The organism is Streptococcus infantis, from assembly GCF_047464715.1.
Lineage (GTDB): Bacteria > Bacillota > Bacilli > Lactobacillales > Streptococcaceae > Streptococcus > Streptococcus infantis_S.
Genome location: NZ_JASHBJ010000001.1, coordinates 858,356 through 870,432, shown reverse-complemented (window position 1 = coordinate 870,432; position 12,077 = coordinate 858,356). Strand labels below are relative to the sequence as shown.

Sequence of the window (12,077 nt, the reverse complement as noted above, 5' to 3'; positions counted from 1 at the left end):
ACTTTTTTAGCCCGAGCCTGAAAATAAAAAAGCGAGGTTGAATTATGAAATCCATAGGTACAAAGACATTACATACTGAACGGTTGCTATTGCGACGCTTTTGTGAAACTGATGCTCAAGCCATGTTTGATAATTGGGCCTCACGCTCAGAAAATCTGACCTATGTGACTTGGAATCCACACCTGAATGTTGAACAGACTCAAAATTCTATTGGCAATTGGGTAAAATCCTATGACGAGCCTGATTATTACAAATGGGCTATTTGTCTAAAAGAAAATCCAGACCACGTCATTGGAGATATTAGTCTTGTCAGTGTGGATGAAGAAAACTCTAGCTGTGAGATCGGATATATCTTAGGGATGGACTACTGGGGGCAAGGGCTCATGACAGAAGCTTTAAAAGCAGTTTTATCATTCTGTCTGGATGAGATTGGATTTGAAGAGGTTAATGCCTGCTATGCAAGTTTAAATCCTGCCTCTGGTCGTGTGATGGAAAAGGCTGGTATGACTTTTTGGAAGACGATTCCAAATGCAGTTGAACGAAAAGGTTATATAGCTGATAAAATTTATTATCAAATAAAAAAATAAGATGGAAAAGTCTCACTTTTCCATCTTATTTTTTATAAATTGATTTTAATCAAAATAAAGCAAATCTTTGCTGGTACTTGTAAAGAGGTCAAAACCATTTTTGGTAACAACACCACAGTCTTCGATGCGGACACCGACTTTACCAGGGATATAGATACCAGGTTCAACTGAGAAGCACATACCCTCTTCGATGACCATGTCGTTTCCTTCCATGATTGAAGGGAATTCGTGTACATCCATACCGATACCATGACCGAGACGATGGTTGAAGTACTCACCGTAGCCAGCTTTTTCGATCACTTCACGAGCTGCGCGGTCTACTTCATGAGCTGTCACACCAGGTTTGATAAAGTCAAGGGCAGCCTGTTGAGCTTCTAGAGTCAAGTTGTAAATATCTTTCTTGAACTGGTCAGGTTTACCAACAGCGACTGTACGAGTCATATCTGATGCATAACCATTGACCATCACACCGAGGTCAAAGAGGAGAAGGGCATTGTTTTCAACCTTGTTAGCTCCAGGAATACCATGTGGATTCGCAGCATTATCACCAGTCAAGACCATGGTATCAAAGCTCATTTCATAGCCTTCACGTTTCATAGCAAAGTCAATCTGAGCAATGATATCAGTTTCCGTATTATCAAGAGAGATATTATCAAAACCAACTTTAACAGACTTGTCGGCGTAAACACCTGCTACCATCATCTTTTGCACTTCGTCTGCTGATTTGATCAAGCGCATACGTTGGATCAATGGAGTTAAGTTCTCAAACTCAGCACTTTCAAAGACAGTTTTCAAACCGTGGTATTTAGTCAAGATGAGATTATCAAACTCAACTGCTACACGTTTGAAATCAAGCTGTGGCAAGGCGTTTTGGATTTTCTTCCATGGGTTTTCAGAGTCCACATAGCCGACTACTGGGAAAGAGACAGTGCTAGTCGCACGTTCAACCTCAAGGGCTGGAACGAAGAGAAGTGGTTCCTGGTCTCCAAGGACAAAGAGGAACATTTGGCGTTCGTGTGGATCACTGTAAAAACCAGTGAGGTAATTGATAGTGACGGGGTCAGATACGACTGCGACGTCTAACTTTTCAGATTCGAGATATGTTACAATTTGTTGTAATTTAGACATATGTTACCTTCTTTCTACCCCTCTATTTTTGCAAAAATTAGTAGAAAATGCAAGAGAGAAGGGGAAAAGACTACAAAAAAATTCCAACAGCTAATAGCATGTTGGAATCTAAATATTAATTGAAGTCTGCCTTGCTTTTCACATCGCTGTATTCTTCAGCAACTTCTTGGCTGAGGATATCCTCGTAAGCTGGAAGGACAATGTCCTGACCATATTTTTTCTTAAGGGCAGTAGTGACCAAGCGATAGGCTAAGTTTGCATTACGAGATAAGATAGGTCCGTGGAAATAAGAGCCGAAAACATTTTTATAGTGAACACCTTCACCGATCTTTTCTTCATTATTTCCATTTCCGTATACGACCTGCCCGAGTGGTTTTTGGTCATCTGAGAGGAAGGTACGGCCTTGGTGGTTTTCAAAACCATAATAGGTTTCATCGAATTCTTCGTTATGAATTTTAATATCACCAATAAAGCGGTTGTTGGTTTGGTTGAGTGTGTAGTGTCCCATGATACCCAAGCCTTCGATACGTCTTCCAGAAGCTTCGATATAGTATTGTCCCAACAGTTGGAAGCCACCGCAGATAGCAAGGACAACACCATCATTTTGGATAAAGTTATCGATGCTTTCTTTTTTAGCAGGCAAATCACCAGCAATGATACTTTGTTCAAAGTCTTGGCCACCACCGAAAAAGGCGATGTCGTAGTGATTTTCATCGAAATCATCATGAAGTGAAACGATATCAACTGTTACATGGGCCCCAAGCTTTTCAGCTACGTACTTGAGCATGAGGATATTCCCGTTATCTCCGTAGGTATTCATGAGGTTACCATAGAGGTGGGCGATATTTAGCTGGTAAGGATAGTTGCCGTCTTTTGAGGAAAGTGAAGTATAAACCATTAGTTCATCTCCTTTCTAACAAGCTGACGATTGGCTAGTAATTCTCGGAATTCCAGCATGGCCGTATAAGTCGCAAGGATATAAGCATGCTTGCAGTCTTGAGCTTCAATCGTTTTAAGAACTTGTTCCAGACTGCTTGTTTCAGTGATTTTATCAGCTGGATAACCAGTTACTCGAAGACGACGAGCAATTTCAGAATGACGAACGCCACCGGCGTTGATTTCTGGGATATCCATCTCAGTAATTTGTTCAAAATCAGCATCCCAAATCCAGCTGGTATCAATTCCATCTGCATAGTTGGCATTTAGGAGAACAGAAAGGCTAAAGGGATAAGGAGCTAATTTTATCATCTCAATAGCTTGGGTAGCACCAACAGGATTCTTGATGAGAACCAGCGTGCACTCCTTATCACCGATATGGAAGGTCTCCTGGCGACCGAATACAGCGCGACTCTTGTCAAATCCTTGCTTAATCAGTTGAGAATCAGCACCAAGGTAACGCGCGATAGCTACCGCAGCGAGAGCGTTGTAGATATTGTAGATTCCACCGATTTGAATACCGTATTCCTGTCCGTCAATAACAAAGCGGGAACGATTGTTGGTCAGCTCAACCAATTCTGTCAGACGGTAGTCCAAGTCAGGTCGTTTACATCCACAATTTTCACAAATATAGGCACCCAAGTTGGCATAAGTATTAAGCTCATATTTCAAAATACTTTGACAGTCTGGGCAGAGAATACCTTCAGTATTGTAGTGAGCAAGCTTTGCTGGACCTTTTTCCAAATCAAAACCAAAATACTGAACAGGATTTGGAATTGCAGGCTTGTAGAAAAGTGGACTGTCACCGTTAAGGAGGACAGTAGCAGTAGGAACTTTTCGAATAGCGTCCAAAATCATGTTGTAGGTCGTATAAATCTCACCGTAGCGGTCCATCTGGTCGCGGAAGATATTGGTGATGACGAAAAGACTAGGCTGGATGTAGTCACAGATACGTGAGAGACTAGCTTCGTCGATTTCAAGCACTGCAATATTTTTTCCCGTTTTTGAAGATTTTGCAGCCAAGAAAGTAGTCGTAATCCCTGTGATCATATTGGCACCACTTGGATTGGTTAGAACTTGACCATAAATTTCCTTAAGGATACCGACCGTGAGAGCAGTCGTCAAGGTTTTCCCATTGGTACCAGTTACTACAATAATTTCGTAGTTCTTTGCTAAATGTTGTAAAATATCTTTATCAAATTGAAGGGCAAGTTTTCCAGGGAGCGTACTTCCACGTCCAAGACGACTCAAGATAAAATGAGAAGAACGTCCAGCCAGAAGGCCCAAAGTAGTTTTTAATTTCATGTTTCTATTATATCATAAAAGCCAGAAAAGATAGATTTGAGATTTTAGATAAAAAAACAACCCTAGGAGGGTTGTTTTTCATAAGTTTATCTTAGCTTAAATCGCAAACAAGTCATTCAAGTTTTCAGCCAAGGTTGGGTGAGTGAAGATTTGTTTTGTGAAGTAAGTGTATGGAATCTCGTTGTCCATAGCAACAGTGATGATGTTGATGATTTCTTGTGAACCTTCTGAGAAGATAGTTGTACCGAGAATTTCTTTGGTTTCTGTATTGACAACTGCTTTGAAGGCACCACGAAGATCTCCATTTACATGGCCACGAGGCATAGCTGCAACAGGAATTTCCTTAACGGCATAAGGAAGTTTCAAATCTGCTGCTTGGCTTTCAGTTAAACCAACTTGTGAAAGTGCAGGAGTGATGAAGAGGGTGTTTGGTACATTGAGACGATCTTCAAGTGTGTAGCTACCATCACCAGCAAGATAGCTGTAGACAACACGGAAGTCATCGAGTGAAATGTAAGTGAATTGAAGTCCACCATTGACATCTCCAACTGCAAAGACACCAGGAACGTTTGTTTGACAATGTTTGTCCACCTTTATAGCACCACGTTCAGTTAGTTCAATATCTGTGTTTTCGAGTTGAAGTGGCTCCACATTTGGTTTACGCCCTGTTGCGTAGAGAAGGGCATCGAAACGGTAGGTTTCTTTTTCAGTTACGACAAGGACTTGGTCGCCATCATTTTTGATTTCACTAGTATGGATGTTTTGAAGCAATTCGATTCCGTCTTCTTCCATGTACTGTTTAGCAAGAGCAGCGATAGAAGGTTCAGCACGAGGTAGGAATGTATCCAAGGCATCTAGGACTGTAACCTTGCTTCCAAGTTTGTTGTAGAGACCGGCAAATTCAAGACCGATATTTCCGCCACCAAGGACACCAAGTTTTTCAGGCAATTTGTCCAAGTTTTGGATGCCTGTTGAGTCAAAGACGTTTTTACTTGTAGCAAGACCTGGGATTGGTAATACATTTGAAACAGCACCAGTGTTGATGACGATAGTTTCAGCTGTTAGTTCTTGTTTTTCATCACCAGCTTGAATTTCGATGACTTTATTAGAAACAAAGTGAGCTTCAGCATCAATGATATCAACGCCTGTACCAGCGATAGTCGCATAGTTTTTACCATTGAGACGTGTAGTAACTGTATTTTTTGTAGCCATAACCTCGTCAAATGACAAGTCTTTTTCTGCAGCGACTAACAAGGTTTTAGTTGGGATACAACCGATGTTGATACAAGTTCCACCGTACATTGCCTTGTTGCGTTCGATAAGAGCAACTTTTTTACCAGCTGAAGCTAGTTTCCCAGCAAGCGTCTTACCTGCCTTACCAAATCCAATGACAATTAAATCGTATGTTAACATTTTTAAATCCTCCTGTTTGATTTTCATTCTAGCACAAGAAAAAAACTTTTGCACAAATCTGCTACGGGAAAAAATATCCAAACAAAATAGTCTCGAGAATGCTTTTGGGAATTGAGCTCATAAGATGGAAAAATCGTTTACATGATTTAATCAGGTGGTTAGACTATCTTTTGCCCCGGTCTTGTGTTATACTAGATAAGTTGCAAAAATGCAGTACTTTTCTTTAGTGGAAAAGAAGCAACACGGTCTTTCATAAAAGGTATGAAAGTACGTCATGACAAGAAAAGTATAAACTAAGCGCTATAGGATGGCTTCGCACCATCTTTAGAAAGAAGAATAACGTGAAATTTAATGAATTTAATCTTTCTGCGGATTTGTTAGCAGAAGTTGAAAAAGCAGGATTTGTAGAAGCAAGTCCTATCCAAGAGCAAACTATTCCTTTGGCTCTTGAAGGAAAAGATGTTATCGGTCAAGCACAGACTGGTACAGGGAAAACAGCAGCCTTTGGCTTGCCAACCCTTGAAAAAATTCGAACAGAAGAAGCAAGTATCCAAGCTTTGGTGATTGCCCCAACTCGTGAACTGGCTGTTCAAAGTCAAGAAGAGCTTTTCCGATTTGGCCGTAGTAAAGGTGTGAAAGTCCGTTCAGTATACGGTGGTTCAAGTATTGAAAAACAAATCAAGGCTCTTAAATCAGGGGCTCATATCGTAGTAGGAACACCAGGACGTTTACTTGACTTGATTAAACGCAAGGCCTTGAAATTGCATGATATTGAAACCTTGATTTTAGATGAAGCAGATGAAATGCTGAACATGGGATTCCTTGAAGATATTGAAGCCATTATCTCTCGTGTACCAGAAAATCGTCAAACCTTGCTCTTTTCAGCGACTATGCCAGATGCTATCAAACGTATTGGTGTTCAGTTCATGAAAGATCCTGAGCATGTGAAGATTGCTGCCAAAGAATTAACAACAGAACTGGTAGACCAGTACTATATCCGTGTTAAGGAACAAGAAAAATTCGACACCATGACTCGTCTTATGGATGTTGATCAACCTGAGTTGTCAATCGTTTTTGGTCGTACCAAACGTCGTGTAGACGAGTTGACTCGTGGGCTGAAGATTCGTGGTTTCCGTGCAGAAGGGATTCATGGAGATTTGGACCAAAACAAACGTCTTCGTGTCCTTCGTGATTTTAAAAATGGTAATCTTGATGTCCTCGTTGCAACAGACGTTGCTGCTCGTGGTTTGGATATTTCAGGTGTGACTCATGTCTACAACTACGATATTCCTCAAGACCCTGAGAGTTATGTTCACCGTATCGGCCGTACAGGACGTGCAGGTAAGTCAGGTCAATCCATCACTTTTGTTGCACCAAATGAGATGGGTTATCTCCAAATTATCGAGAACTTGACTAAGAAACGAATGAAAGGCCTCAAGCCTGCAAGTGCAGAAGAAGCCTTCCAAGCTAAAAAGCAGGTTGCACTTAAGAAGATTGAACGTGATTTTTCTGACGAAACCATTCGTGGAAACTTTGAGAAATTCGCAAAAGATGCTCGTAAATTGGCTGCAGAATTCAGCCCAGAAGAATTGGCCATGTATATCCTTAGCTTGACGGTTCAGGATCCAGACAGTCTTCCAGAAGTTGAAATTGCGCGTGAAAAACCATTACCATTTAAACCATCTGGTGGTGGATTTGCTGGTAAAGGCAAGGGTGGTCGAGGAGGCCGTCGTGGAGACGACCGTAGAGACAGTGAACGCCGTGGCAATGGACGTCGTGATGACTACCGAAAAGGTGGACGTTCAAAGGATCGCTTTGATAAAGAGAAGCGTTACCGTAAGGATAATAAAAAACCACGCAATACTTCAAGCGAGAAGAAAACAGGCTTTGTTATTCGTAACAAAGGAGATAAATAACAAAAAAAGCGGTTCACTGAGGTGGATCGCTTTTATATATAAGGAGACCGAGAGTCATATGAAAAGTAATACGAGAAGTTTGTATTTATAAATTTGTTATCTTGTAATATTATCTTATCAAAAATGTAGGAAGCTGTCAATAAGAAAATAATAAAAAATAGGTAAAATTTTCGAATACACTTGAATTGCAATTCAATAAACAATTTTCAGATAATTGTTGAAGTAGTCAGAATTTTGTGATATAATGAAAGCGATTATATGCGAGGTAAAAAATGGTACATTTATTAGAAAAAACAAGAAAAATTACATCGATCCTAAAGCGTTCTGAGGAGAAATTACAAGATGATCTTCCCTACAACGCAATCACGCGTCAATTGGCTGATATCATTGATTGCAATGCCTGCATTTTGAATAGTAAAGGACGCCTCTTGGGATACTTTATGCGCTACAAGACCAATAATGACCGTGTAGAGCAATTTTTCCAATCAAAAATTTTCCCTGATGAATATATTCAAGCAGCAAACATGATTTATGATACGGAGTATAACCTTCCAGTTGAACATGATTTGACTATTTTTCCGACTGAAAGTCGTTCAGATTTTCCAGATGGTTTGACAACAATTGCTCCAATCCATGTCTCTGGTATTCGCTTGGGTTCTTTGATTATTTGGCGTAATGATAAAAAGTTTGAAGAAGATGATTTGATTCTTGTTGAGATTGCCAGTACAGTAGTAGGAATTCAACTCTTGAACTTCCAACGCGAGGAAGATGAGAAAAATATTCGTCGTCGTACAGCTGTCACTATGGCGGTTAACACTCTTTCATACTCTGAATTACGAGCAGTATCAGCTATTTTAGGAGAACTAAATGGTAATGAAGGTCAATTGACAGCTTCTATCATTGCAGATCGTATCGGTATTACACGTTCGGTGATTGTCAATGCTCTGCGTAAACTCGAATCAGCAGGGATTATTGAAAGTCGTTCTCTTGGTATGAAAGGAACTTATCTCAAAGTTCTAATCCCAGATATTTTTGAAGAAGTGAAAAAGAGGGACTATTAATGGCTAAGGCACTAATTTCTATTGATTATACAGAAGATTTTGTAGCGGATCATGGGAAACTGACTGCGGGTGCTCCAGCTCAAGCAATATCTGATGATATATATGGGGTGACCCAAAAGGCTTTTGAACGTGGATATTATATCTTTTTTACAATCGATGCCCATGAAGAAAATGATGTTTTTCATCCTGAAAGTAAACTCTTCCCGCCACATAACATTATTGGGACTAGTGGACGAAATTTGTATGGCAAGTTAGCCGACTTCTATCAGGAACATGCTGATGATAGTCGTGTTTTCTGGATGGACAAACGTCACTATTCGGCTTTTTCTGGAACAGATTTGGATATCCGTCTTAGAGAGCGTAAAGTAGATACAGTCATTTTGACGGGAGTTCTTACAGATATCTGTGTCTTGCATACGGCGATTGATGCCTACAATCTTGGTTATCAGATAGAAGTTGTGAAACCAGCAGTAGCATCCATTTGGCCTGAGAATCATGCCTTTGCACTTGGACATTTTAAGAATACACTTGGTGCAAAATTGGTTGATGAAAATTTGCTTGAAATTACAGAATAATACATTTCAAGATGAAAAAATCTGAAAAAAGTCTTGACAATTTTTTTCAAAGTTGATATACTAGTAAAGTAATCGACGCGGGGATGGCGGAATTGGCAGACGCGCAGGACTAAGGATCCTGTGACCGCTTTAGGTCGTGAGGGTTCAAGTCCCTCTCTCCGCATAGTAGATGAGCTAGCTTTGGCTAGCTTTTTATTTTTTTGAAAGATGTATATTGAAAAACATACAGGATAGTTTTTTTGTATGTTTTTTGTTTTCTTTTAAAAAGTGTTACAATATAGATAGAAAAGAAGGAAAAGAAATCAGTATTAAAAAAATAGAGAGAGTAGTGTAGAAAAGTTTAATCTATCCTATTTTATAATGGTTATTATTGGGAAAGATTTCATGGTTAAAGACTTGTATTCCCTGATTTAAAATAGGCATTTCAAAAATGTAAAGGAGGATTACGATGGTTAATGAACTTCAACGAATAATGAGCGCATTTATTCAAATTCTCTTTATTATTTTACTACCTTATATCTGGTGGTTTCTGACTGCGAGGGGGAAAGTCCCATTTATGGAATGGATTGGTTTAAAAGCTATTAAAAGGGTTGAAGATTCTTATCTTATCGCATGGATAATTGGTGGCTTTCTCCTGTTTACAATTTTTTCTATGTTTATCTTTCCTCTAACACGTAGTATAGAAACGGCTACTTCGGCATTTTCCGATATGGGTCTTAAAGCTTTGCCAAGTATACTAATTTATAGTTTTTTACAGACTTCTTTGCCTGAGGAACTTTTATTCAGAGGGTTTTTATTAAAACGATTAGTTAATCATATGCCATTTTTCTTTGCAAATACGATACAGGCTATCGCTTTTGGTTTGCTTCATGGAATATTATTTGTCTCACTCGTATCTATAGAAATTACTCTTTTTATTACCTTGTTTACAGGAGTAATCGCTGCTTATTTAGGCTTTGTCAATGAGAAAAAAGCTGGAGGGTCCATTTTAACAAGTTGGATCATACATGCACTAGCTAACATCCTGTCTGGTTTAGTTGCTGCATTTTCTCTGTTTTAATCTGGGGGATTTATAAATATAAAGTCAGTAGAAATACTGGCTTATTTTATTTCAAAAATTTTTCTTATTTCATAAACATTTCATATTTGAATATTATAATGGTTTTACAAATATGGAGGTGTTATATGAATCCCACTCAAAGAGCTTGGGCTTATGTCAGCAGAAAACGACTGAGAAGTCTCATATTATTCTTGATTCTATTTGTCTTATTGGCTGGAATATCGGCTTGTTTGACGCTTATGAAGTCCAACAAAACAGTAGAAAATAATCTCTATCGCTCACTGAATACGTCTTTTTCGATTAAAAGAATAGAAGCAGATCAGACCTTTCAACTGTCTCAACTAGATGAGCTTAAAAAGATAAAGGGCCTTGAGAAGATTTCACCTGAGCTAGAAACAATAGCCAAGTTAACTGACAAAGAAGTCGTTACTGGAGAACAAAGTATCCAAAGGGATGATTTGACAGAGGCTGAAAAAAATCTTATCAGTTTGATTGCTTTGGAAGATTCTTCCAAGGATGTTTCTTTTACAAGTTCCGCCTTTACCCTTAAAGAAGGAAGACATATCCAAAAAGGGGATCGAAAAAAAATCTTAATCCACGAAGATTTAGCCAAGAAAAACAATCTAAAAGTAGGAGAGAAGATTAGCTTAAACCCTGCTCAAGTAGAAGGAAATAGTGGACAAACACTAGATTATGAAATCGTGGGTATTTTCACTGGTAAGAAGCAAGAGAAGTTTACCGGTCTATCATCTGACTTTAGTGAAAATACGGTTTATACAGACTACGAAAGTAGCCAAACTCTTCTTGGAAATAAGGAAGATCAAGTCACTGCAGCCCGTTTCTATCTTGAAAATCCCAAAGATATGGATGACATCATTCAAGAGGTTGAAAAGTTATCCCTGGAAAACCAAGGGTTCCAAGTGGAAAAGGAAAATAAGGCCTTTGAACAAATCAAGGATTCAGTTTCGACCTTCCAAACCTTCCTACAAATTTTCCTCTACGGTATGATGATTGCTGGTGTAGGAGCTCTGGTCTTGGTCTTGTCCCTTTGGTTACGAGAGCGAGTCTACGAGGTTGGTATTTTATTGGCGCTAGGAAAAGGAAAAATAGCAATCTTTAGCCAATTCTGCCTGGAAGTTATCCTGGTTTCATTGGTAGCTATCCTACCTGCATTTGTGGCTGGAAATGCCATTACTTCCTATCTTTTAAAAACTGTACTAGCAAGTGGCGATCAAGCTGCATTACAAGATACGCTAGCAAAAGCAACTAATCTTTCAACCAGTATCCTATCATTTGGAGAATCTTATGTCTTTCTACTTGTGATTAGCTGCTTGTCAGTTGCACTTTGTTTCCTATTTTTATTTAGAAAATCACCGAAAGAAATTTTATCATCCATCAGTTAATAAAGGAGAAATCATGACTTTACTACAATTACAAGATCTTACTTATCGTTACAAAAACACTGCAGAAGCAGTATTATATAAAATCAATTACGATTTTGAACCTGGAAAATTCTATAGCATCATTGGAGAATCAGGAGCTGGGAAATCTACCCTCTTATCACTATTAGCAGGACTTGATAGCCCAGTAGAAGGTGCTATTAAGTTTGAGGGTAAGGACATTCGTGAACAAGGTTATTCTTATCACCGTATGCACCATATCTCGCTCGTTTTCCAAAACTATAACCTCATTGATTATCTTTCTCCATTGGAAAATATCCGCTTGGTCAATAAAAAAGCTAGTAAGGATACCCTTCTTGAACTTGGTTTAGATGAAAGTCAAATCAAGCGGAATGTTCTCCAATTATCAGGTGGGCAGCAACAACGTGTTGCCATTGCTCGTAGTCTTGTATCTGAGGCGCCAGTGATTCTAGCAGATGAACCAACAGGAAACCTAGATCCTAAGACTGCTGGAGATATTATTGACCTGCTCAAATCTCTCGCTGAGAAAACAGGCAAGTGTGTAATCGTTGTGACCCACAGCAAGGAAGTAGCACAAGCATCAGATATTACACTGGAATTGAAGAATAAGAAATTGACTGAAATAAGAACAAACAGTAACTAAAACTTTTAAACATATTAAAAACGGAAGTAAAT

At 39.0% G+C, this 12,077-nt stretch carries 11 protein-coding genes and 1 tRNA gene; 8 read left to right on the top strand and 4 right to left on the bottom strand.

All coding sequences use genetic code 11. The annotated features are described in order from the left end of the window. Positions 1 to 44 precede the first annotated feature (44 nt). Positions 45 to 587, top strand: coding sequence for a GNAT family N-acetyltransferase (locus tag QM419_RS04350; protein ID WP_414277998.1), 543 nt, complete (start codon positions 45 to 47; stop codon positions 585 to 587). A 45-nt stretch (positions 588 to 632) separates the two neighbouring features. Here the strand turns inward: QM419_RS04350 and QM419_RS04345 are convergent, their stop codons facing one another. The 4 genes from QM419_RS04345 to QM419_RS04330 all read right to left on the bottom strand — a co-directional run bounded on the left by QM419_RS04345 (position 633) and on the right by QM419_RS04330 (position 5,369). Continuing rightward, positions 633 to 1,715 (bottom strand): M24 family metallopeptidase, encoded by a 1,083-nt coding sequence (locus tag QM419_RS04345; RefSeq protein ID WP_414277997.1) that lies wholly within the window; start codon positions 1,713 to 1,715, stop codon positions 633 to 635. A gap of 115 nt (positions 1,716 to 1,830) precedes the next feature. Then, positions 1,831 to 2,613: a lipid II isoglutaminyl synthase subunit GatD gene (gene gatD / locus QM419_RS04340; RefSeq protein WP_414277996.1), complete on the bottom strand. Its 783-nt coding sequence runs from the start codon at positions 2,611 to 2,613 to the stop codon at positions 1,831 to 1,833. Then, entirely contained in the window at positions 2,613 to 3,956 is a 1,344-nt protein-coding gene (gene murT, locus QM419_RS04335) for a lipid II isoglutaminyl synthase subunit MurT (RefSeq protein ID WP_414277995.1), read from the bottom strand. Before murT ends, gatD begins: the two co-directional genes overlap by 1 nt. A 96-nt stretch (positions 3,957 to 4,052) precedes the next feature. Beyond that, positions 4,053 to 5,369 (bottom strand): FAD-containing oxidoreductase, encoded by a 1,317-nt coding sequence (locus QM419_RS04330; RefSeq protein WP_414277994.1) that lies wholly within the window; start codon positions 5,367 to 5,369, stop codon positions 4,053 to 4,055. A 341-nt stretch (positions 5,370 to 5,710) separates the two neighbouring features. Between QM419_RS04330 and QM419_RS04325 the strand changes: the two genes are divergently transcribed. From QM419_RS04325 to vex2, 7 genes are all read left to right on the top strand, one after another. Beyond that, a complete protein-coding gene (locus QM419_RS04325; RefSeq protein ID WP_414277993.1) occupies positions 5,711 to 7,285 on the top strand; it encodes a DEAD/DEAH box helicase in 1,575 nt (524 codons plus the stop codon). Between the two features lie 272 nt (positions 7,286 to 7,557). Next, the gene (codY, locus tag QM419_RS04320) at positions 7,558 to 8,346 is read left to right on the top strand and encodes a GTP-sensing pleiotropic transcriptional regulator CodY (RefSeq protein ID WP_178895208.1); all 789 of its coding nucleotides are present in this window, start codon (positions 7,558 to 7,560) and stop codon (positions 8,344 to 8,346) included. Next, positions 8,346 to 8,921: a cysteine hydrolase family protein gene (locus QM419_RS04315; RefSeq protein ID WP_414277992.1), complete on the top strand. Its 576-nt coding sequence runs from the start codon at positions 8,346 to 8,348 to the stop codon at positions 8,919 to 8,921. Before codY ends, QM419_RS04315 begins: the two co-directional genes overlap by 1 nt. Before the next feature lie 77 nt (positions 8,922 to 8,998). After that, positions 8,999 to 9,084: transfer RNA gene (locus tag QM419_RS04310), tRNA-Leu, on the top strand. 285 nt (positions 9,085 to 9,369) lie between these two features. After that, on the top strand, positions 9,370 to 9,981 hold the full coding sequence (locus tag QM419_RS04305; protein WP_414277991.1) for a CPBP family intramembrane glutamic endopeptidase: 612 nt from the start codon (positions 9,370 to 9,372) through the stop codon (positions 9,979 to 9,981). 125 nt (positions 9,982 to 10,106) lie between these two features. Further along, complete coding sequence (locus tag QM419_RS04300) at positions 10,107 to 11,384, top strand: ABC transporter permease (protein WP_414277990.1); 1,278 nt, start codon at positions 10,107 to 10,109, stop codon at positions 11,382 to 11,384. A 13-nt stretch (positions 11,385 to 11,397) separates the two neighbouring features. Beyond that, complete coding sequence (gene vex2 / locus QM419_RS04295; RefSeq protein ID WP_414277989.1) at positions 11,398 to 12,045, top strand: ABC transporter ATP-binding subunit Vex2; 648 nt, start codon at positions 11,398 to 11,400, stop codon at positions 12,043 to 12,045. Positions 12,046 to 12,077: the final 32 nt, after the last annotated feature.